Origin of the sequence: Algoriphagus antarcticus (assembly GCF_002150685.1) — a bacterium.
Lineage (GTDB): Bacteria > Bacteroidota > Bacteroidia > Cytophagales > Cyclobacteriaceae > Algoriphagus > Algoriphagus antarcticus.
Window position 1 is genome coordinate 58,325 of sequence record NZ_MSSW01000042.1, and the last position, 23,009, is coordinate 81,333.

Annotated in this window: 21 protein-coding genes; 11 read left to right on the forward strand and 10 right to left on the reverse strand. The window is 40.3% G+C overall.

Going from position 1 to position 23,009, the window contains the following annotated elements:
- Positions 1-72 precede the first annotated feature (72 nt).
- The 8 genes from mnmE to BVH04_RS14190 form a co-directional block, all read right to left on the reverse strand.
- Positions 73-1,455 carry a tRNA uridine-5-carboxymethylaminomethyl(34) synthesis GTPase MnmE gene (gene mnmE, locus BVH04_RS14155; protein ID WP_086542123.1) on the reverse strand — a complete coding sequence of 461 codons (1,383 nt, stop codon included), beginning with the start codon at positions 1,453-1,455 and terminating at the stop codon, positions 73-75.
- Positions 1,452-1,904: a thioredoxin family protein gene (locus BVH04_RS14160; protein WP_086542124.1), complete on the reverse strand. Its 453-nt coding sequence runs from the start codon at positions 1,902-1,904 to the stop codon at positions 1,452-1,454. The genes mnmE and BVH04_RS14160 overlap by 4 nt, the downstream gene beginning before the upstream one ends.
- 11 nt (positions 1,905-1,915) lie before the next feature.
- The gene (locus BVH04_RS14165) at positions 1,916-2,812 is read right to left on the reverse strand and encodes a metal ABC transporter permease (protein ID WP_086542125.1); all 897 of its coding nucleotides are present in this window, start codon (positions 2,810-2,812) and stop codon (positions 1,916-1,918) included.
- Complete coding sequence (locus BVH04_RS14170; RefSeq protein WP_086542126.1) at positions 2,802-4,094, reverse strand: metal ABC transporter permease; 1,293 nt, start codon at positions 4,092-4,094, stop codon at positions 2,802-2,804. Before BVH04_RS14170 ends, BVH04_RS14165 begins: the two co-directional genes overlap by 11 nt.
- Positions 4,094-4,882 carry a metal ABC transporter ATP-binding protein gene (locus tag BVH04_RS14175; protein ID WP_086542127.1) on the reverse strand — a complete coding sequence of 263 codons (789 nt, stop codon included), beginning with the start codon at positions 4,880-4,882 and terminating at the stop codon, positions 4,094-4,096. The genes BVH04_RS14170 and BVH04_RS14175 overlap by 1 nt, the downstream gene beginning before the upstream one ends.
- Positions 4,879-5,793: a metal ABC transporter solute-binding protein, Zn/Mn family gene (locus BVH04_RS14180; RefSeq protein ID WP_086542128.1), complete on the reverse strand. Its 915-nt coding sequence runs from the start codon at positions 5,791-5,793 to the stop codon at positions 4,879-4,881. The genes BVH04_RS14175 and BVH04_RS14180 overlap by 4 nt, the downstream gene beginning before the upstream one ends.
- The gene (locus tag BVH04_RS14185; protein WP_086542129.1) at positions 5,790-6,452 is read right to left on the reverse strand and encodes a metal-dependent transcriptional regulator; all 663 of its coding nucleotides are present in this window, start codon (positions 6,450-6,452) and stop codon (positions 5,790-5,792) included. Before BVH04_RS14185 ends, BVH04_RS14180 begins: the two co-directional genes overlap by 4 nt.
- A gap of 314 nt (positions 6,453-6,766) precedes the next feature.
- Entirely contained in the window at positions 6,767-7,888 is a 1,122-nt protein-coding gene (locus BVH04_RS14190; protein WP_086542130.1) for a glycosyltransferase family protein, read from the reverse strand.
- Between the two features lie 21 nt (positions 7,889-7,909).
- Between BVH04_RS14190 and BVH04_RS14195 the strand changes: the two genes are divergently transcribed.
- Entirely contained in the window at positions 7,910-8,725 is an 816-nt protein-coding gene (locus tag BVH04_RS14195) for a 2,3,4,5-tetrahydropyridine-2,6-dicarboxylate N-succinyltransferase (protein WP_086542131.1), read from the forward strand.
- A gap of 10 nt (positions 8,726-8,735) precedes the next feature.
- Positions 8,736-9,338 (forward strand): tetratricopeptide repeat protein, encoded by a 603-nt coding sequence (locus tag BVH04_RS14200; protein WP_086542132.1) that lies wholly within the window; start codon positions 8,736-8,738, stop codon positions 9,336-9,338.
- Positions 9,339-9,572: 234 nt separating this feature from the next.
- Here BVH04_RS14200 and BVH04_RS14205 read toward each other — a convergent pair whose 3' ends face one another.
- Positions 9,573-10,166 carry a molecular chaperone DnaJ gene (locus BVH04_RS14205; protein WP_240510937.1) on the reverse strand — a complete coding sequence of 198 codons (594 nt, stop codon included), beginning with the start codon at positions 10,164-10,166 and terminating at the stop codon, positions 9,573-9,575.
- Between the two features lie 329 nt (positions 10,167-10,495).
- On the opposite strand from BVH04_RS14205, the gene BVH04_RS14210 reads away from it, so the two are divergent.
- The 6 genes from BVH04_RS14210 (at position 10,496) to BVH04_RS14235 (ending at position 16,964) form a co-directional block, all read left to right on the forward strand.
- Entirely contained in the window at positions 10,496-10,903 is a 408-nt protein-coding gene (locus tag BVH04_RS14210) for a DUF4332 domain-containing protein (protein WP_086542133.1), read from the forward strand.
- A 248-nt stretch (positions 10,904-11,151) separates the two neighbouring features.
- On the forward strand, positions 11,152-12,690 hold the full coding sequence (locus BVH04_RS14215) for a helicase HerA-like domain-containing protein (protein WP_086542134.1): 1,539 nt from the start codon (positions 11,152-11,154) through the stop codon (positions 12,688-12,690).
- A gap of 37 nt (positions 12,691-12,727) precedes the next feature.
- The gene (locus BVH04_RS14220; protein ID WP_086542135.1) at positions 12,728-13,933 is read left to right on the forward strand and encodes a BaiN/RdsA family NAD(P)/FAD-dependent oxidoreductase; all 1,206 of its coding nucleotides are present in this window, start codon (positions 12,728-12,730) and stop codon (positions 13,931-13,933) included.
- Positions 13,934-13,938: 5 nt separating this feature from the next.
- Complete coding sequence (locus BVH04_RS14225; RefSeq protein WP_086542136.1) at positions 13,939-14,289, forward strand: hypothetical protein; 351 nt, start codon at positions 13,939-13,941, stop codon at positions 14,287-14,289.
- 143 nt (positions 14,290-14,432) lie between these two features.
- Complete coding sequence (locus tag BVH04_RS14230; protein WP_086542137.1) at positions 14,433-15,392, forward strand: YheT family hydrolase; 960 nt, start codon at positions 14,433-14,435, stop codon at positions 15,390-15,392.
- A gap of 54 nt (positions 15,393-15,446) precedes the next feature.
- Entirely contained in the window at positions 15,447-16,964 is a 1,518-nt protein-coding gene (locus BVH04_RS14235; protein ID WP_086542138.1) for an FMN-binding glutamate synthase family protein, read from the forward strand.
- Positions 16,965-17,111: 147 nt separating this feature from the next.
- On the opposite strand, the gene lhgO is transcribed toward BVH04_RS14235, so the two are convergent.
- Entirely contained in the window at positions 17,112-18,314 is a 1,203-nt protein-coding gene (lhgO, locus tag BVH04_RS14240) for an L-2-hydroxyglutarate oxidase (protein WP_086542139.1), read from the reverse strand.
- Positions 18,315-18,479: 165 nt separating this feature from the next.
- Between lhgO and BVH04_RS14245 the strand changes: the two genes are divergently transcribed.
- From BVH04_RS14245 to BVH04_RS14255, 3 genes are all read left to right on the forward strand, one after another.
- Positions 18,480-20,957, forward strand: coding sequence for a DUF5686 and carboxypeptidase-like regulatory domain-containing protein (locus tag BVH04_RS14245; RefSeq protein WP_086542140.1), 2,478 nt, complete (start codon positions 18,480-18,482; stop codon positions 20,955-20,957).
- Between the two features lie 112 nt (positions 20,958-21,069).
- Positions 21,070-22,383 carry a T9SS type A sorting domain-containing protein gene (locus BVH04_RS14250; RefSeq protein WP_086542141.1) on the forward strand — a complete coding sequence of 438 codons (1,314 nt, stop codon included), beginning with the start codon at positions 21,070-21,072 and terminating at the stop codon, positions 22,381-22,383.
- A gap of 44 nt (positions 22,384-22,427) precedes the next feature.
- A complete protein-coding gene (locus BVH04_RS14255) occupies positions 22,428-22,991 on the forward strand; it encodes a hypothetical protein (RefSeq protein WP_086542142.1) in 564 nt (187 codons plus the stop codon).
- Positions 22,992-23,009: the final 18 nt, after the last annotated feature.

The following is a 23,009-nucleotide window of genomic DNA, read 5'->3' on the forward strand; positions in this document are numbered from 1 at the left end:
TAAGACTTTAAAGAAAAGAGTCTCTAATTCAAATTTGCAGATTCTATTGCATAAAGAACTGTTTTTGGAAACTTATTTCCCGATACAAAAATTCCTAAAAATATTCTCCAACAAATCGTCTGTGGTGATCTCACCTGTGATCTCGCCAAGGAAATGCAGCGAGCGGCGGATATCCATAGCCACAAAATCATTGGTCACTTCATTGTCCAAACCAGTAAGAATGTCCAATAAGGATTCACGGGTTTTGACCAAGGAATCGTAGTGGCGTACATTAGTCACAACAGTGTTACCGGTTCTGAATTTGTCCAGATTTACCAACACAAGTATTCTGGATTTCAGCTCTTCCAAATTCTCTTTATTACCAGCAGAGATGAAAATAGTATCAGGATATTTATCTTTTAACTCACTAATTAACTGTGAATTACCCTTGTCTACCTTATTCGCAACTTTCAGAAAAGGAACTCCTTGATTCTCCAATTTATTGATATCTCTATTGATCTCTACCAAATCAGTATCACCCAAATCAAATAGGTACAAAATCAAGGATGCTGACTTCATTTTCTCCTGAGTTCGGCTCACACCGATTGCTTCAATTATATCTGTTGTTTCCCGTAATCCAGCCGTATCTATAAAGCGGAAGATCACACCTCCTATATTGATTTCGTCTTCGATAAAATCTCTGGTGGTTCCAGCGATCTCTGAGACGATTGCTTTTTCCTCATTGAGCAAGGCATTGAGAAGGGTGGACTTTCCAGCATTTGGCTTTCCGGCGATCACAGTCGGAACTCCGTTTTTGATCACATTACCCAGATCAAAACTCAGAATCAACTCTTCAACGACACGAAGTAAACGCTCAACAAGTGCCCGCAATTCTTCGCGACTTGCAAACTCTACGTCCTCCTCACCGAAATCCAGTTCCAATTCTATCATGGAAGCAAAATGGATCAATCGATTTCTAAGTTCTTGAATTTCAGAACTGAATCCACCACGCATTTGGCTAAGTGCCGCCTGATGGGAAGTTTCGGAATCTGCATGAATCAAATCTGCAACAGCCTCAGCTTGCGCCAGATCAAACTGACCGTTCAGAAATGCACGTTGAGTGAATTCCCCCGGCTTTGCAGGACGTACACCTTTACGGATAAACAGTTTGAGAACCTGATTGACGATATAGGAAGAGCCATGTGTGGAGATTTCCACTACATTTTCCTTGGTAAATGATTTAGGTGCTATAAAAAGTGATACCAACACTTCATCGATGATTTTTTCTCCATCGCGAATAGTGCCAAAGTGGATGGTGTGTGATTCTTGAATTGATAGGTTTTTGCCAAAAAAGACTTCGTTTGTCAACTGAATGGCGTCTTTGCCTGAAAGGCGAATAACTGCTATAGCTCCTACACCCTGTGGGGTCGCTAACGCAATGATGGTGTCATTTTGCTCAGAAAGGGAAAAACTCATTTTGCGCCAATTCCTTTGTCTACTATCTCTCCTAATCCGGCCAAGAATTCCACTGGCTGTCTATAACCGGGTAATTGGGTGATATTCATTAAGGTAGGGTCGATGATCACAAAATTAGGGTAGGACTGGACACGCATAGCAGCCGCCATTTTTGCTTCAGTATATTCTTTGCCTTTGAAATCAAACTTTCGATTGTCATCCTCAGCATTCATTTTGACGGCATAAAAATTATCATTGATGTATTTGACTACAGCTGGATCGGTGAAAGTTTCCTTGTCCATCTTCTTGCACCAGCCGCACCAATCGGTGTACACATCCACCAAAAGCATTTTTGGATTTGCTTCAGTAGCTGCTACAGCCTCTTCAAATTTCAGCCATTCTATTTTATCCTGCGCTTGCGCAAAATGCGCAGTTATTAGAAGTAAGCCTATGATTACTATTTTTTTCATGCTTTTAAGTTTCAAATCTCCAACGGCTTGCTCGGTGTGGAAGTTCCGAATATGAAATTCGGCTTGATGCTTTTGAATAAAGCGCTCCCCAAGAATATGACGCCGCCAACTGCAACCATCATCCCAGCAATTGAGCTATCCACCAAATATGCCATATAATATCCTGCTATAGCAATAAAAATACCCAAAGCGCAGGTAAGTTTGATAAGAGATGTTAATTTTTTAGTCCATAGGAAAGCTGTAGCAGGAGGTACAACCAATAAGGCAACGACCAAAATAGCGCCTACTGCTTCGAAACTGCTCACTGTCGTGTAAGATACCATACTCATCAAAGCAAGATTAATTGCACCAGCAGGAATACCTATCACCAGACCAAAGTTTTCATCAAAACTTGTTAGCGTTAACTCTTTGTATAATAAGTATATAAACGCACTGACTAGAACCAAATTCAATACTGCCAAATAGGTGATTCTTGGCCCCATGCTAAAGCCTGAATTAGTGATCCAAAGGTCAATAGGCAGGTAGGCAATCTCACCATATAACACACATTCCTGATCCAAATCCACTTTATAAGCAAGCATATTTATGAGGATAATTCCGATAGCAAATAGTAGGGTAAACGTGATACCAATGGATGCATCAAGCTGAACTTTAGCTTTGTTTTTCAGCCAGTTGATTATCAGCGTGGCTAGTATCCCGAGTAATCCCGCTCCAATAATAACCTCTAATCCACGCTGACTTCCTGACACAAAAAAGCCTATTACAATCCCAGGAAGCACTGCATGGGAAATGGCGTCTCCAGTCATAGACATTTTGCGCAGCATCATAAAAACACCAAGAAGTCCACAGGAAATGGAGATAATGGAGGCGGTGAAAATGATCAGAAATGCGTTTTGGTCAAAGCTCATCGTTGTCGCGGGGGATAGTTTCCTGGTGAGGATCGAGTTTAGGATAATTAAGCCTGTTCTCAAGCAAAGCTTCGAGTTCAGGTGTAAGGATATGCTCTAGTTTTTCGGCAGAATCATGCACGTGATCAGGGGCGATATTCATGTACTCATTGAGGTATAGTTCCCAAAGTCTATGAAGTCTTACGATTCTTTTTGCTTCTGATTTTCCCTTCGGAGTGAAGTCTATAAAACCCTGATTATTAATCAATAACTCTGATTTAACTAAATTATCGATAGACTGCTTTGTTTCACCCTTTCTGTAAGGAAAGGACTGATAGATTTCTTCTATCGGGAAGGAGCTCTTACCTTTTTCTATTCCATGAAAAATAGCTTTCAATAAATGGTCTTGATGCGTTTTTTTCAAATAATATCTTCTGGCTACGTAGCGTGAAAGCACTCCTTTTTTTGGAGCAAAAAGAAAAGATGCAAACGCAAACAGAGAAAGAAAGACTACCACCCATGGGCCTGTAGGCATTTGGGGGATCACAAATGAAACATAGGTACCCATGATTCCTGAAACGGCTGAAAATGCTCCGGCGATAAGCAAAAGTTTGCTGAGCTTGTCGGTCCAGAATCTCGCTGCAGCTCCGGGTGCTATCAGCAGTGCAGCCATCAGCACTACTCCGATTGCTTGGATTCCGATCACCACTGCCAAAATCATCAGCACATTAAATATCAATCGAATCGCTCCCATGGGATAGCCAATTGACTTTCCGAAGTCAGCATTGAAGACTAACATCGAAAATTCCTTTTTGAAGACCGTCAGTGTGATAATGATCAGCACCGCGAGACCGCCATAGATATAGAGGTCCTCTTCAAGAATGGCAATTGCATTTCCGAAAATAAACTGATTGAGGCCAGCCATTTCTGGGTTTCCTGATTTCTGTATGACTGTGAGAAGAACCACTCCGAATCCAAAAAAGATGGACAGGATGGAAGCAATAATCGCGTCGTCGCTTAATCTCGTGTTGCTTTTCAGCCAGGAAGTAAGAAATGTAGCAAGCGCTCCAGACAAAAATGCACCGGTGACAATGTAAATGGGATTCTTTTCGCCAGCTAGCATAAATCCCAAACAAATACCCGGAAGTACCGCATGCGAAATGGCATCGCCGAGCAAGGCTTTTTTGTCTAGAAAACTGTAAGTTCCCACATAAGCAGAGCCAATGCCCAACAGGGTAATCCCGATTACTACAAAGGCAATCGAAGAATCCTGAAATGTAAAGAAATAGACAAAATCGCTCATCAGCTTTTCAATGGGTTAAAATCCTTTTGTCTAATGATGTCGCTGACTTTGGTGAGGAGGTTGAGTTTGCCACCGTAAGTTTTACGAAGTAATTCTTCTGTTACTACATCCGTTTTTGGGCCGGATGCTACTAAGTGAAGATTCAGCATGATGATCCAGTCAAAGTAATTCATCGCAGAATGTATGTCGTGATGCACCACTATTACCGTTTTGCCAGCGGCGGTCATTTCTTGGAGAAGCTGGAAAATTGCCGTTTCCGTTGCCATATCGACTCCGGCAAAAGGCTCATCCATCAAGTACAAATCTGCCTCCTGAGCTAGTGATCTTGCAATAAAAACGCGCTGCTGCTGGCCACCGGAAAGTTCAGAGATCTGACGATCCACGAAAGATTGCATACCTACTTTCTCCAGGCAATCCATCGCAATTTTCTTTTCCTTTTTTCCGGGTCTTCGAAAAAGACCAAGTTTTCCATAGGTTCCCATCATCACGACATCCAGCACAGAGGCAGGGAAATTCCAATCCACAGATTCTCGCTGGGGAACGTAGCTGATGCGACTTCTTACGTCATTTAACTCTCGGTCAAAAAGCTTAACATAGCCTCCGGTTATTGGTATCAAACCCATGATGGCTTTAATTAGTGTTGACTTTCCAGCACCATTTGGACCTAGAATTCCTATAAGTTTTCCGCCAGGTAGACTTAAGTCAACATTCCATAATACAGGACTTTGATCGTAACTGACCGTCAGGTCGTGTATTTCTAAAATAGGGGATTCTACGTTTATGATCATTGTGTTAGGCTTTCAAAAATTACTTGAACATTGGTGGTTACCATTCCTATATAAGTGCCAGCGGGGGAGTCTGAAGCACCTAAACTATCGGTGTAGAGCGGGCCCGCCAGTTTTATTTCATGGTTTTGATTTTCACATCCGGCGACCACGGCTTCTATTGCTTTTGGGGAAATAGTCTGCTCCGCGAAAACGGCATGGATGTTTCTCTCTATGATAAAGCTCACCAAGCCGGTCAAATCTCTAAGTCCTGGTTCGCTCAATGTAGACAAACCCTGAAGTCCCAAAACTTCCAGGTTATATGCTTTCCCAAAATAGGAGAACGCATCATGGGCAGTAATCAACGCTTGATTTGCTTTACGAAGCTCGGCTACTTTGGTGAGATTTTCCTGGTGCAGATTTGCTAATTCGGACAGATAAGAATCCGTGTTTTTATTTACTGTTGACTTCCATTCTGGTTTCCATTTTATGATTTCTTCCGAGGCATGTGACAAAGCCAAAGACCATAGCGAAACATCAAACCAGATGTGGGGATCTACGGAGTGAGCTTCTGGTCCTGATCTTAAGAGTAACTCATTCGGTATGTTTTCAGAGACATTGATCAGGTTTTGGCTGAAGGCCAGTTTCTCGAAAATCTCCGTCATTTTTCCTTCTAAGAATAGACCATGATAAATGACTAAGTCGGCATTTTGAAGTAAGTCCAAATCTCGAACAGAAGCCTTGTACAAATGTGGATCAACTCCTGCAGGCATTAGGGAAACCACCTCCGCATTTTCACCAACGAGATTCCTAATTCCATCTGCCAGGATGCTCGTGGTCGCCACGATTTTTGGCTTTATTCTTTCTTTTGGATTATCAAATTTGCAGGCAAATGAAAGGAGGAGAATTGGCAATATAACCAGGAGTTTTTTCATGATTGAATCGCCAAAATATTTGCAGCAACATCCTTCGACATAAAGAGTGTTTTCTTCTGATCGACGAGAATTTCCATCGATCCATCAAACTCTACCTTGTCCAGAACTTTAATTCTTGCGCCGATGTATGCACCCACTTTGTCGAGGTACTTGAGGAAGGCTGCGGAACTGTCTTTTACTGCTACGATCTGACCCGATTGATCTATATCCATTTCGATCAGCGCCACTCTTGGCCGAGCTCTCACATCACCAAATTCATCAGGTATTGGATCTCCATGAGGATCGAATTTCGGGTAGTTCAAAAACTCATCCAAACGCTGAATAAGCAGGGGCGATTGGATGTGCTCGAGTTCCTCTGCTACCTCGTGAACTTCATCCCAGGCAAACTGTAATTTATCTACTAAAAACACTTCCCACAGCCTGTGTTTTCTGATGGTCTGAAGTGCTCTTTTTTTACCCTCTTCCGTGATGTTAACCCCGTAATACTTTCGATATTCTATCACCTCTTTTTCTCCAAGTTTTCGTAGCATGTCGGAGACAGATGCGGCTTTAGTTTTTATCTGTGCCGCCACATCGTTAGTGGACACGCTCTTTGTTCCTCCGTCCGATAGATGATAGATCGCTTTTAAGTAATTCTCCTCTGCTGTGGTTAAAACCATGGTAGTGCAATTAGTACTGAGGCAAATATAAAGAATAATTTAGATATAGCTAAAAATATATTTGATAGAGACTAAATCACCTGTGGATAACTCATTTTCAAATGTGTTTACGGTTTTAGTCTTGACTAAAAATAAAATTAGACACTAGTTAAAAACGTTTCAAACAGCTGAATTTGTGCAAGTTAAAATTATATCTTTTTTTAATTCTACACGATTTCAGATGGAATTTTCCAGTTTCCATTTTATGAAAACGAGTGTAGATAATAGGGCATGGGTGGATAAGTGTGGATAGTAATCCACAGCCTGTTCAGAAATTAAAGGGAGTTGATCGCTGAGATGAATTCTGCGTGCTGAGATTTCCACAGGACAGAGTCATCAGGAATTTGAGTGAAATATTCCTTTTCGAGCGCAGCATTGAATTGCTGAGAAGCATGGCCCAAGTCGAAAAAATCTATAGGAAATCCTCCGGAAAATGGAGCCAAAAACTTCAACCATTTAGGATTTCCTCCAATCAAAACAGGCACTCCAAGAGCTGCGGATTCGAAAAGTTTGGTAGGTATTTTATCCTGTATGGATTCCCTATTTTGATAAGGTAAAATCGCAAAATCTACTCTTGTATATTCCATTAGAATCTCCTCATGAGGAATAGGGAAATTGGATGACTTTAGCTGAATTTGCGGGATATTTTCACAGGCTTTTCCAAGCTCAATTCTGAAGCTCGGCAAGGTGCAATGTCCAATGATCTTAAGCATGGATTCAGGGAATTCTTTAAGGATTTCCTTGAACCAACTGACTGCTTCGAGTGTGCCAAAAGCTGGAGTCAGCGTACCAGAAATCAAAAAAATGTAGCCTTGTTTTTTCCCAAATCTAATTGGATTTCCAGCCTTTATTTCTCCGGCAAATTTATTTTCCAATACCAAAAATGGAATTTTTTCAGGCATCTCTTCCGCGTAGCATTTCTCTGCAAGCAGGAACAAATCGATTCCATTTACGCTTTCCATTTTTCTAATAATTCGGCTAATTTTAGAATTTTTCTCCGGGTTTAAAATTGGGTTTAGATCAAGGTTTTTGACATAATTTTCTTGCACATCATAGACCAATTTATAACCTAAAATTCCTTTAAAAAACGCGGCAATTGGAAGGTATTCGTAGGTGCAACAAATGAGGATTTTCGGACGATCCATCAATAAGATTCTTAGAAACCTGAACTGTGAGGAGATTCTTGCCCAGACTGAGTTGGTGTTTGAAACTGAAGAATAATACTTTTCATCTTTGCAATTTCCCACGGGGTATTGCAAAAACCCCATAAAACTTAAGGTAAACTGCTCTGTTTCTCGCAGTGAAAGGCCAAGCTTTCCCCAAGCTCTTGTATCTTTGGCTGGCTTAAGGCTTGACGCGATTAAGACTGGAATTCGGGAAGCTGACTGTTCACTCATTAAACGAAACTAACCAAAATAATGGAACTGAAAACAATCATTGAAAAGGCCTGGGACAACCGGGAATTATTAAAAGAAGAAACAACTCAACAAGCCATTAGAGCTGTTATAGCCGACCTAGATGCAGGAGTGATTCGTGTAGCTGAGCCTAGTGAAGATGGCAAATGGAAGGTAAATGACTGGATAAAAAAGGCTGTAATTCTATATTTCCCGATTCAGAAGATGGAAACTATCGAGGTAGGACCTTTCGAATTCCATGATAAAATGGCTCTTAAAACAAACTACGCTGAAAAGGGGATTCGTGTAGTGCCCCACGCTGTAGCCCGTTATGGTGCTTATTTAGCTAGCGGAGTCGTGATGATGCCAAGTTATGTTAATATTGGCGCCTATGTGGACGGTGGCACGATGGTTGACACCTGGGCTACAGTCGGTTCCTGTGCGCAGATCGGCAAAAATGTTCATTTGAGTGGTGGAGTAGGTATCGGAGGAGTGTTAGAACCTATTCAAGCAGCGCCAGTAATCATCGAAGATGGTGCATTTATCGGTTCTCGAGCCATCATAGTTGAAGGCGTTCGAATCGGTAAAGAAGCAGTAATTGGCGCTGGAGTCACGTTGACTGCCAGTTCTAAGATCATTGATGTGACGGGGTCTGAGCCTGTAGAATACAAAGGCTATGTGCCTGATCGTTCTGTAGTGATTCCTGGATCTATCTCCAAAAAGTTCAATGCAGGCACGTTCCAAGTTCCATGTGCTTTGATTATCGGTCAAAGAAAAGCCTCTACTGATCTCAAAACATCCCTCAATGATGCCCTAAGGGATAATAGTGTAGCAGTCTAAAAAAACTACAATGAAAACGTGTATACAAGCGATTATAGCTCTATTAATTTCAGTGTCTCTTTTGTCTTGTACAGAAAAGAAGACGAGTTCTGGAGACAAGTATTTCAATAAAGGAGAGTATGCTGAGGCAGCAGACGAGTATTCTGAAGATTTGAAATTTAACCCAAATGATGTTCGAATGCTCTATAACAGGGGCAGAGCGAATGAGGAGCAGGGAAATTATGAAGAAGCAAAGGCTGATTTTGAAAAAGCGTTGGAAGTAGAGCCGAAAAATTTTCAGGTGTTACTTAGTTTAGCTAATGTGCATTACATTCAGAAGAATTATACAAATGCATTGCTTTATGCTGATCAAGCAGCTGAGATATCAGGTGCTCCCGCTATGGCGTCTTTCATGAAAGGAAGAGCCTTACATCAACTTGGCAAACCTGACGAAGCTTTGAAAGCTTACGGGAATGCAATCGCAGTCGATAAGGAATTTGGGCAAGCGTACTTTAACAGAGGATTGTTGAAAATTTCCACAAAAAATGTGAAAGGTGCCTGTGAGGATTTTCAACTCGCAACCGCTCTCGAATATCCCGGGTCAGAAGATGCCTACGACAAATATTGTAAATGATCTTAAAACCGGCTTAGGCCGGTTTTTTTATGCTGGTTTTACCGCAAGGCTCATAGAGGGATAAACGAAGACCGTGACTTACGATTTGACTTTTGATGAAAACTTCGATTCTTAAAGAGTTACCGAAGAAGACATTCAGGAATTTATTGTTTTCTGAGATATGTTACTTGTGATTGAGCTACTTCTGACTAACTACTTTTCACCACTTGTTTCTTATCGCTAACCCTTTATTTGTTAATGTTCATGAGATTCTTCTACGTGATCACAGACATCTTCCGAACTCAATTTCCCACTTCCATTACAGGTTTGGCAAGAACTAACTTCCTTTAAACTTCCTTCGCAAACTGGACAAGTAAGTCGTCCTTTGCCAGCGCATTTTTCACACTCGAAGTACTCTACAATTTTGAAGATATTCATCTTTGTGATCATTCCTGACCCACTACATCGACTGCATCCTACCACACCTTTTGCTTTGCAATAGTTACAATCCTGCTCGATCTGTCGCTTTCCTTCACAGGTAAAACATGTCTTGTAGCGATAGCCTCTACGGTCGCAAAGCTGGCATTGCTGGATATCAGTCAGTGGACTTTTCAGTCTTTTCTGGAGTTCCTGAGCTCCTTTATAATGTGAGCCAGTGAAGCCTGTTAACTCTAGGTATTTATTGAGAAAATTAGCTGAGTTGTCATATTGCTTGATTTCAAATAGAGTTTCAGCAAATAAATAAGGCATTTCCTCTGGAAGTGGCTGACCTGAATCGATCAGATTTCGAAAAATAGAATTTGCGGCCTCGAAGTCATTTCTCTCGATAGCTGCCTTAGCGCCTTTCATCCAGTGATCTGTCTGACCAAGATTGGGTCCTATTTGTCCAAGCGAAATCAGGCTAAATGAACACGAAATAATAAAACTGAATAGGAGAATGGGGAGGAGAAATCTAAAGCTCACAGGAATATAATTTTTCTAGGGAAGCAGTAAAGGTAGAAGTTTCTTTTTCCTAAAGTTAATATTTCCAAATGGGCATATTTGCCCATAATTTAGAAATAGATTTATAAGTTAAAATTGCCTTTATTATTGGATCAAACTCTAATCCAGAGTCATATTTATTCGTTGAGCTGAATACTGAATTTTACTCAGATTATTTTAACCTAATAAATCAAAAAATGGGAAAACCAATCACAATGATCGAGAGCATAGGTCCTGCTATGAAAGACCGACTTGCGGCTGCTGGAGTAACTTCTATAGAAGTCCTACTGGAAAAAGGAGGTGGTAAAGCTGGAAGAAAAGCTATTGCAGATGCATCGGGCATAGATGAAAGTAAAATCTTGGTGTGGGTGAACATGGCCGATCTTTTTAGGATTAATGGAATAGCAAGCCAATTTACTGAACTTCTTAAATCTGCCGGAGTGGATACAATGAGGGAACTGAGAACCAGAAATGCTGAAAATCTACATGCTGCTTTGGTGAGAACCCAGCAAGAAAAGGGGTTAACAAGAGTAGTTCCTGCTGCCTTTAAAGTGGCTGACTTCATAGAGGAAGCAAAGACTCTAGAGCCGATGGTGACTTACTAGAAATTCTTTCTGAATGGAAATTAACCACGAAGTTCACATAGGTTCGGCAAGCCTATCTGGCTACAGACGGCCTCGACAAGGAGATAGATATCAAAATTCACTCATTGACTAATCATAATTTACATCTAAATACTTACAACTTTTCACCGCACAAATTTCACCTAATTCCATATTTTTATTTTAACCGTGGTTGTGCAGTCCTCATTCATGAATGTTTTTTGTAGTTTGGATTAACAATCATTTTCATCATGAGTAAAACAAACGAATTCATCACCCATTTGGCCGAAGGTCAAAAATATAAGAAAGACTCAATTATGCTTGGTACAGGAATTTTGGATGGAGTGCCAGTGACTGGTGCACAAATCAAAATCGCACTAAAGACCATGAATAGACATGGACTTATAGCAGGTGCAACGGGAACAGGAAAAACAAAAACCTTGCAGGTGATCGCCGAGCAATTGGCACTGAAAGGCGTTCCATCGGTCTTGATGGATTTGAAAGGTGATCTATCAGGTCTTTCTCAGCCAGGTACTGCCAATGATTTTATCAAAAACAGATCTCAGGTCATAGGAGTGGATTATGTGCCGATGGGATTACCGATAGAGCTGATGTCTATTTCTGACGAAAAGGGAGTTAGACTGAAGGCTTCTGTTTCTGAATTTGGGCCAGTTTTGATTGCTCAGATACTTGAGCTCAATGATACGCAACAAGGAGTGATCTCTCTGATTTTTCGCTATTGCGACGTGCATCACCTGCCTTTAGTGGATTTGAAAGACTTAAAGCGAGTGCTTCAGTTCATCACTAATGAAGGCAAAGAAGCTATCCAAAAGGAATATGGACAGGTTTCATCCGCTTCTGTGAATACTATCATGCGCAAAATTATCGAGCTTGAGCAGCAAGGAGCTGAGCGTTTTTTCGGTGAAAAATCATTTGATGTCGAGGACTTTTTGAGAACCAAAGATGGTAAAGGTGTGATATCCGTAATCCGACTGACTGATATTCAAAGCCGTCCCAAGCTGTTTTCGACCTTTATGCTGAGCCTGCTTTCGGAGATCTATGAAACCTTCCCCGAACAAGGAGACGCTGATCAGCCTAAGCTTTGCCTGTTTATAGATGAAGCCCATTTAGTATTTTCCAATGCTTCAAAGGACCTTCTGGAGAAAATAGAAGCTATTGTGAAGTTGATCCGATCTAAGGGAGTTGGAGTGTATTTTTGTACCCAATCTCCCACGGATGTTCCAGATAGTATTTTAGGTCAATTAGGACTGAAAGTCCAGCATGCCTTGAGAGCTTTTACCGCAAAGGATAGAAGGGCAATTACCAAAACTGCTGAAAACTATCCTGATTCGCCTTATTATGATACTTCAGAAGTACTGACGTCCATGGGAATAGGAGAGGCGCTGATCACTGCTTTGGATGAAAAAGGAATTCCTACGCCTCTAGCGCATACATTAGTCAGAGCCCCGATTACCCGAATGGATATTTTGAATCCCTCGGAAATAGATGCTGTAATCGAAAATTCTGCTTTAGTTTACAAATACAATCAAGACATAGACCGAGAAAGTGCTTTTGAGCTTTTAGAAAAAAAAATGGCTGATCTGGAGGAGGTTCAAAAAAAAGCCGAATTACCAGGTCCAAAAGCTCCAGCTAGGACAACACAAAGAACAGCTCAAGAAGCTTCACTCATAGAGGAACTGAGTAAAAATACGATGGTGAGACAATTGGGAAAAACGATTTTCAGAGAATTGACAAGAGGGATTTTAGGTTCATTCAGAAGGAAAAGATGATTGTATTAGTAAGTTGTATTTCAATAGATTATAAGTTTTGAAAATAGGTGTAATTGGAGGTGGAGCAGCTGGATTTTTTGCAGCGATCCACGCAAGCGGGCAGGGTAGAGAAGTTACCATTTTCGAAAAATCACCCAAGCTATTATCCAAGGTGAAAGTATCGGGTGGTGGGAGATGTAATGTCACGCATCGACCGATGGAAATCTCGAAATTGGTCAAAAACTATCCTCGTGGAGAGAAATTTCTAAAACGTATTTTTCCAAAATTCAAGTCGGAGGATACCATCAATTGGTTTGAAAGTAGAGGAGTAGAACTGAAGGTGGAAGCAGACGGAAGGATGTTTCCTGTTTCGGATTCATCCCAATCCATCATTGATGTATTGCTCAAAGAGGCTCACAAGCTCAATATTTCCATTCGGAAATCATGTGGAGTTAAGTCAATAACTCCTGTGGAAAAGCAATATAAACTTGAAACAGATGCAGGTATTATCGTAGTAGATAAATTAATCATCGCAACTGGCGGTCATCCGAAATTAGATAGTTACTCTTTTCTCAAAGATCTCAAGCACAGTATTGTAGAACCTATTCCTTCACTTTTCACTTTCAATACTCCTAAGGAATCTCTACGTGAACTTATGGGTCTATCAGTGGCAGATGGAATAGTCAAAATCGAAGGCACCAAAATGACTTATCGAGGGCCGGTATTAGTGACACATTGGGGAGTAAGTGGACCGGCAGTTTTGAAGTTGTCAGCTTTCGGAGCGCAATGGCTAAAAGACAGAAATTACGTAGCCAATGCATTAATCAATTGGAATGGAGCATTTGGTGAGGAGGAATACAACGCTCATATCAAAAGCTACGCACTCGCTCACCCTAATCGCAAAGTAGTAAGCAATTCACTTTTTGATATTCCTTCAAGACTTTGGGAGCATTTTTGCGAGCGTTCAGGAATAGAAAATTCGCAACTATTTGCTACACTTTCGAAAAAGCAAATCAATAAGTTGGTACAGAATCTTTTTTGCTATACTTTGAGAGTCGAAGGCAAAACCACATTCAAAGAAGAATTTGTAACAGCCGGAGGAATAGCCTTGAATGAGGTGAATCCTGATACCATGGAAAGTAATTATTACCCAAACCTTTACTTTGCCGGGGAAGTTTTGAATATTGATGGAATTACTGGTGGCTTTAATTTCCAAGCTGCCTGGTCCACAGGATTTCTTGCTGGTATAGCAACATTCAACTAACGAATATGGAACTAATTTATCCAGAACTTGATCAGCTTATCTGCGACATGTCAGAGGGTGATGTAGAATTTCAGAAGGAATTGACTTTAGCGCTTTATAAAGGACTTATGGAACTTAAAGAAAAATATGCTGAAGGTTCATTCGTAAAAGATGATTTTATAATTCAGCAAATTCGCCACAAGATGAAGCCTACGCTTAGTATGTTTGAATTTTCTCACATCATTGAAGAGCTACAAATTGGTAAAGAGATCATTGAAAATGAAGGATACGAGGGATTAGCCTTTGATTCGCATTACCAAAATTTGCAAGAAAAGTTAGACCTGGCAATTAATCGGGTTTATGAATTAACCCTATAAAAAAAAGGAGCTAGCACCCGCCGCTCCACTTTTTAAATCAAGTACCCTATGAAGAATTTTACGTTGCAAAAGTAATGGGTAAATACTTTTCGAATTTTAAGAGAACATGAATTTCATGTAAAGCTTTTTATTTTTGAGGTCTCATGAGTATAATCAAATCAAGCTACTCAGGGCCTCCGGCATACTTATTCAATGGACATCTGGAAACGATTATTCCCAGCTTATTTAGAAAAGTTTTTGATGTAGCCTATACCAGAGTAAAAATTGACACACCAGACGGTGATTTTTTGAATTTGGATTGGTCGAAGGTTGGTAGCTCCAAACTGTTGATTATTTCCCATGGATTAGAGGGCGACTCTGAGCGTCATTATGTAAAAGGAATGGTTAAATTGTTCAATTCCAATAAAATAGATGTATTGGTTTGGAACAACCGTTCATGCGGCGGGGAGATCAATTTGAGGCCAATCTTGTATCATCATGGAGCTAGTTATGATTTGGAAACTACGATTTCTCATGTGCTTAGAACTCATTCATACGAAGAGATCTACCTGACAGGAATAAGTATGGGAGGCGCTCAAACACTCAAATACCTTGGGGAAAAAGGTAGAGATTTGCCAATAGAAATTAAACGAGCCGCAGTGTATTCTACCCCGTGCAATTTACTTTCAAGTGCTACTACACTGAAACGTCGAAGCAATTCTTTCTATAGAAACAGATTTTTAGGAAAACTTAAAATTAAAATTCGTGCAAAAGCAGCTCAATATCCCGAATTGATAGATCTGGATCTGCTGGAGAAAGTCAATGATTTTGATTCTTTTGATACACATTTTACAGCCAAATTGCACGGATTCAGAGATGCAGATGACTTCTACAAAGCTGTAAGTGCTGATAATTGGATGCCTTCGATTGCCATTCCCACCTTAATTATAAATGCGCTAAATGACCCGCTGCTAGGGGCTGAATGCTACCCAGTCAAGCTCGCAGAAAAAATGAATGAGCTCACACTCGAAATGCCAAAGAGAGGAGGGCATACAGGTTTTGTGGTTCGAGGCCAAGAGTTCACTTGGGCAGAACTTAGAGTTCAAGAATTCCTATTGGATTAAGCTTAGACTTTAGCATTTGCTATATTGTGAACCAAATCACCAAAAGAATTTGATATGAGAAAAGTGTTTTTCGGAAGCTTGGTGCTGCTGTCACTACTTACATTTTTTCTAATGTGGTATTTCCAATTTGTACAGTTCAAATTGGGATATTTCATATTAGGAATTCTTGTAATTCTCTTTGCTATAGGTATTTATGATATCAATCAGAAGACTCATGCCATCCTGAGAAATTTTCCTGTACTTGGACATTTTCGCTATTTACTTGAGAAAATAAGTCCGGAAATACAACAGTATTTTATTGAAACAAACACAGATGGAAGACCATTTAGTCGAAACCTACGTTCGTTAGTTTATACACGTGCAAAGAATGTGAATGACACTCATCCGTTTGGTACTCAGAAAGATATTAGTGGAGAAGATTACATTGGTCTTAGACATTCTATCTACGCGATTCACACGCAAGATGAAGATCCACGGGTGACTATCGGAAATGACTCCTGCAAGCAACCTTATTCAGCATCTATCTTTAATATTTCTGCAATGAGCTTTGGTTCACTCAGCTCTAATGCTATTAAAGCATTGAATCTTGGCGCTAAAAAAGGCGGTTTTTGTCACAATACGGGAGAAGGTGGGATATCTGAACATCATAGAGAAGGAGGGGATTTGGTATGGCAAATCGGTACAGGCTATTTTGGTTGCCGTGATGACCACGGTAATTTCAGTGAGGAGAAATTTGCCGAAAAAGCAAATTGGCCGGAAGTCAAAATGATAGAAATTAAGATTTCACAAGGTGCGAAACCCGGTCATGGGGGAGTACTTCCCGGAGTGAAGAATACAGCAGAAATAGCTGCAATACGCGGTGTTTTGCAAGGAACTACCATCCTTTCACCACCTGCTCACAGTGCATTTACCAATGCTACCGAGTTGCTGGAGTTTATCACCAGACTAAGAGAATTGTCCGGCGGTAAACCTGTAGGTTTCAAGCTCTGCATAGGTAGAACAGAGGAATTTACGGCGATCTGTAAAGAGATCGTGGCTAAGAATGTCTATCCGGATTTCATTACTGTGGATGGAGCGGAAGGCGGGACGGGTGCTGCGCCTTTAGAATTCTCAGATAGTGTAGGATTACCTCTTGAGCCTGCTCTGATTTTCGTAAGGATAACATTGGAAAAGTTTCAGATACGCAGTCAAATTAAAATCATTGCTTCAGGTAAAGCCATCAGTGCTTTTGCGATTCTGAAAAACATAGCCCTGGGAGCAGACTTATGTAATTCGGGAAGAGGCTTTATGTTCAGCATAGGTTGTATTCAGGCACTTCGCTGCAACACAAATGAGTGCCCGACTGGAGTAGCTACGCAAAAAGCAAGCTTGGTTAGGGGATTGGTGATTACAGACAAATCAGAGCGGGTTTATAATTTCCACAAAAACACGGTTCACGCAGTCCAGGAACTACTTGGTGCTTCTGGTCATAAACATACTTCTGAACTCAGTGCAAGTGACCTAGTCAAAGGTGATGAAATGATCAAATTAGCTAACCGTTACCTGCCTGATTCTGTGAACACTCAAGTATAATCAAACCTTCGAAGAGCACTGTCACCCCGAGCGAAGTCGAAGGGTTTAAACTAAATTTTTGTATTGTGCTCCTTGAAGATGTGGCTCAGCACTCATTTTATAAACTTTCGAGGTTTCATCCGGATCGCTTATCTGGAATCTCAACCGTTACATAAATCTTTTCAAGGCCAAGTCGGCCACAGTTCCGCCAATAGCAAGAGAGCTGGTAGCGGCTGGGGAAGGAGCATTGAGGACGTTGATGGCATGCGCAGATTCTCTGATTGCAAAATCATCTAAAAGTCCACCTGTGCGATCACAGGCTTGAGCCCTTACTCCAGCTCCGCCTTCGGTAAGGTCAGATTCTTGGATTTCAGGTATCAATTCCTGAAGTGCTTTGGTAAATGCCGCTTTCGAAAAAGATCTATACATCTCGCCAAAGCCTGTTTGCCAGTATTTGGCTGCCACTTTTTGGAATCCAGGCCAAGCCAACGATTCAGCAAGCTCTTTGAGGTTGATTTGTGATTTTTTGTATCCTTCCCTGCGAAAAGCTAAAACTGCATTTGGCCCAGCTTCTACGCCACCTTTTATCATTCTAGTGAAATGAACGCCAAGGAAAGGGAAGTTAGGATCAGGAACTGGGTAAATTAGATTTTTGACCAAAAACTCTCTGTCCTTTCTAAGTTTGAAGTATTCACCTCTGAACGGAATGATTTTCACATCTATCGGATCTTTTTCGCTCATCTGTGCAACCTTATCCGAATAAAGTCCGGCACAGTTAATTACCAATTTACTTTGAAAGGTTTTCTTAGAAGTTTCAATGTAATTGATACCTTCCTGTTGCTTTATTCCTAGTACTTTATGATTCAAAAAAATCTCACCGCCATTCTGGATTATCTTCCTTCCATAAGCTAGCGCGACTTGAAAATAATCCACTATTCCAGTCTGGGGAACATGAAGAGCTGCTACTCCAGCACAATGAGGTTCATACTCTTTCAACTCCTCTAAGGTGATATACTTAGTTCCCGCCAATCCATTCTGAATTCCTCTTTCATACAAGTTGTTCAGCAATGGCTTTTGGGCTTCTCTTGTGGCAACTACTACTTTTCCTGTGATCTCAAAGGGGATTTTTTCTTCTTCGCAGAACTGAATGAGTTCATGATATCCGCCGATGCAATTGGTAGCCTTCAGAGAGCCAGGCTTGTAATATAGCCCAGAGTGAATGACCCCACTATTATTGCCAGTCTGGTGCTTTGCTAGCTGATCTTCTTTCTCCAAAATGGCGATATTCAGATCTGGACGTGCTTTTTTGATTTTAAGTGCAGTTGCCAAGCCTACAATCCCACCACCAATTATTATAATATCGTATATCATGATTCTCGATTTTCAATCTCAAATATACTAGCGGATTTTTCTAATTTCCTTTTCTATACCTCTCCTGATATACTAACCTTAGTAATTTTTACCTGCCCAAGTAGCAATTTGAATGGTTAATGAATTTATTTTGCAGGAATTAATGTTCAGTGCTTTAAATATTTCATGACCCGTAATTACTTTTTCCTTTTCCTCCTTCTTCTCAGCACCCAGTCTTTTGCCCAATTTGTAGTGAAAGGGAAAGTGACAGATTCTGCTACAGGGGATCCGATTCCGTTTGCTTCAGTTCTTTTGAAAGGCACTACAGTGGGGATTTCTACTGATTTTGAAGGGAATTATAACCTAGATGCGAGGGCATTAACAGATAGTATAACGGTAAGTTATTTGGGGTATATCACTGGCGTAAAAGCTTTGCAAAAAATAGGTGAGCAAACCATCAATTTCCAGCTCAAGCCTTCAGATTTTGAAATGGAAGCTTTTGTTTTTGAAGCTGGAGAAAACCCTGCATTTGAAATAATAAGGAAGGCTGTAGATCGAAAAAAGGACTTTGATAAAAGAGGATTATCTGCTTATCAAACAAATAACTATACAAAGATAGAAATCGATATTGACCATGTCTCAGAGGATTTTTCCAATAGGAAAACCGTGCAAAAAGTTACCGCTGTTCTTGATTCTATAAAGCAGCTGACTAATGACGAAGGTGAGAAAATATTGCCTGTTTTCTTTTCAGAGACACTTTCCAAATTCTACTTTAGAAATAATCCAGAGCTCAGAAAAGAAGTAGTCGAGAAATCCAAAGTTACCGGAGTAGGCATCACCGATGGATCGACCACTTCACAGATTACCGGGTCAGCTTTTCAAGAATACAATTTCTATAAAAACTGGCTAAATATCGTAGGGAAGGAATTTGTATCGCCTATAGCGGACGGATGGAAGCAGTTTTACGATTATGATCTAGTTGATTCAGTGTTGGTTGGAAATGATTCCTGCTACTTATTGAAAGTCTATCCTTTAAGAGAGCAAGACTTGGCATTCTCCGGGACTGTTTGGATAAATAAAGAGACGTATGGCTTGAAGCAGGTGGATTTGACGATACCGAAAGAGGCAAACCTGAATTTCATAGAGCGAATCAAAATCCAGCAGGAGATGACTTCTACCTCTGCAGGCCCATTGATTCCTTCCAAGACTCGAGTTCAGATAAAAATTGGTCAAATCACTCCAAAAACGGCGGGCTTACTGGCAAAATTCTATACTTCAGCAGATAGTATAATGGTAGGCGAGCCGCAACCCACATCTTTTTTCAATCAATCAGTCGTACTAATGCCTGACTTTGATGAGGCGAGTGAGGAATTCTGGAAAGATAATCGCCAGGATATTCTCACTCAAGAAGAGATAGCAGTGCTGCAAATGGTGGATACTTTAAAGAGAATCCCAATCATTCGCTTTTATTCTGAGAGTCTTAAGTTTTTTGGAACAGGCTATTTGCCGCTGGGTAAAGTGGATATTGGTCCTTGGCCGGGCTTTTTCAATTATAACAATATAGAAGGAGTGAGGCTGGGAATGGGATTCCGAACCAATCTGAAATTCAGTAATAAATGGGTCCTCTATGGCTATGGAGGTTATGGCTTTAAAGACACTCAGCTGAAGTATTCTGCAAAGGTCACGCGAATCTTGGATAGAATGCATTGGACTTCTGTCTCATTATCTACACAAAAGGAAATTGATCAAGTCGGTTTAGAGATTTCCAGTTTGCAGGGAAATAGTATTTTTCTTGCAGCCAGTAGATTTGGGACGCTGAGAAGACCGTATTTCAGCAGAAAGCATCAGGTGAATTTTCAGCGTGAGTTTTTCAAAGGATTTCTTATGTATTCAGATCTGACATTCATGAAATTCGAACCGCTTTACAATTTCTATTACTTCGAAAAGGGGACAGGAGAGTACAGATCCAATTTTGAAACTACCGAAGCGAAGTTTGGCCTACGTTATGGACGTGATGAAACAATCTTGATCAATGACAATGAGCGATCATCCTTGGGCCCTTTGAAATGGCCAATATTTGACTTGAGCTATGCCAAAGGAATGAACTGGCTTGGAGGGGATGTATCTTATTCCAAGTTGAATTTCTATGTGTATCAGCGACTGAACATGGGCATGTTTGGCGTTTCCCGATACGAGTTTGATGCAGGCAAAGTGTTTGGTGAAGTTCCATATCCAGTGTTGAAAAATCATCTGGGGAATGAGACCTTCTTCTACACCTCTGCCGCTTTCAATACGATGAATTTCAATGAGTTTGCCTCAGATCAGTATGCTAGTTTGCGGTATAGACATTATTTCGAAGGCTTTTTACTGAATAAAATTCCATTGCTCAAAAAATTAAAATGGCGTGCTGTGGCCAATGCGAATGTGCTTTTTGGCAGTGTAAGCGATAAAAATACCTTGAATTCACCTAGGGTTGATCCTGAGGGAAATAGGCTTCAGAGCTTTGGAAGATTAGATCCGACCAAGCCCTATTTGGAATTGGGCTATGGGGTAGAGAATATTTTTAAATTTTTCCGGGTGGACTTTTTCCACCGAATGACCTATTTGGATAATCCGGGAGCAAAGCCATATCATGTAAAGTTTAGTGCGCAGTTTATTTTGTGATTAGAAAAGAAAAAATATAATTTTTCTTAAAAAAGCAGTTGCTAATCTTTTAATTAGTTTTTAGATTTATTTCAAATTAATTTTTAGATGAAAAAAATAGTCAATGTTAAATATGAAACCAATTCCTTCTTTTTCTTCGATTCTCAACATTGTTTTGACTGTCAATCGGTTCTTCCGACCAAAGATTATTTTTGTTTTTCTAATTTTTGCCGCGTTCGTTTTTTCCCCTAAAGCCTATGCAGCAGTAGATGTCGTTATTGAGGGAGCATCTAGTTTTGTTTGTCCGAAAGGAACCTATACCTATACCGCAAAAACATATAGCGGAGAATTTGGATACCAAATTTATTCCTGTAATATTTTTTGGACTGTTTATAAAGGTATTGAAATCGTAGGCAATGGTACGGGTGCAAGTTTCACTTTTACTTTTCCCGATGTCGGAATTTACGAAATTAAAGTCAATGCACGTAATTGCTCCTGGCATGGTGATGGAGAAAAAATTATTTCGACAAATTCACGAGTACCGATTCCAAGCCCAATTTCAGGTCCAGCCATGTGTACCCCAGGACAAGCCTATTCTTACACCACAAGTCCAACCTTAGCCAGTATTTTTCCTGTGACTGGAAATTGTTTTTACCATTATCCCTATCAATGGACTGCTCCTGCAGGTTGGTCTATCAATGGAGGTGGAAATTCAGCATTTACAAATGAAACGGTGAGTATAGTCGCACCTGCGGGTACCCCTGCAGGAAGTTATACCATTTCCGTCCAAGGTTCAATATCAAAACCAGGATCGGGGGGTTTTTGGTATAGTACTAAAAGAGACTTTTCTGTCCAAATCGGTCCATTTAGTCAGTATCAAGTATCGGTATCAGGTGCCGGAATGGTTTGCAATGGCAATTCATACACTTATACTGCCAATGTTCCTACAGGACATCAAAATGGATACACCTACAGCTGGACTTATCCATCAGGATGGAATGTGCAAAACACATCCAATAATACAATAACATTTTATCTTCCTTCATACAATAATTCTTACGGACCTGTTCGCGTATCGGTCAACAACGGCTGTGGTGCTACTTCTTTGACTGGAATAACTGTCCAACCTTGTAGCTATATGATGTCTTCAGGTGATTTTAAAATTTATCCCAATCCCTCATCTGGTGATTTGTTTGTTGAATATGATACTGAAAACAACCAATTAGGAAAATCATTTGATGGTGAATCTCAGGCTCAGAATAGTAAACCATCTATTGTTATATTTAAGGTTGACATTTTTGATCGAACTGAGAAATTAGTGGGTACTGGAAAATCTATAGAAAATAAGGTTTATTTAGATACTAAAGGCTTACAACCCGGAACTTATTTCCTTCATATTTATTCTGGAGATCAAGTCTTAAGAGAACAAATTATAATTGAAAATTGACCAAAGAATTTAATATGAGTTTTACACATCTCAATTGAAAAATCATGGACCATCAACATAATTCTTCATTATTGCTAGTTTTGATCTTTGCTATAGCTATTTCCTTCGGGGCTAGGGCTCAAACCGAAACCGAAACATTTACCGCAAAAAATGCGGTTTATCTTGAGGTCGGAGGAAGTTCTGGAAGATATGCAGTCAACTACAGCAAGATATTTCATCAAAAAGGGAAGCTAAAATTGAATGCCAGTGCAGGTTTTTCTATGTGGCGGAATGAAAAATTAGATTCGAAGACTAGTTGGCTTCCCGTTATTCCTTTAGAGGTCACAGCCCTATACGGCAAGTCAAATCATCATCTGGAAATGGGTTTTGGGTTTACCTCCTTCTTAAGCACGAGCTTAAAATTAGTTTCGGAAACATTTGAATTTAGAGATAAAGTGGTTTTTGGTGCCTTCATTCCTCTTAGAGTCGGATATCGATACCAAAAACCTGAAGGGGGATTCTTTTTTAGGGTTGGCTATACGCCAATTATTGACTTTCCGCCAAGAACAGGAGGAAATTGGTCTTTCAATCCTTATTGGGCAGGTGTGAGTTTTGGAAAAAGTTTTTAGGTTTGTATTTGATCAGTC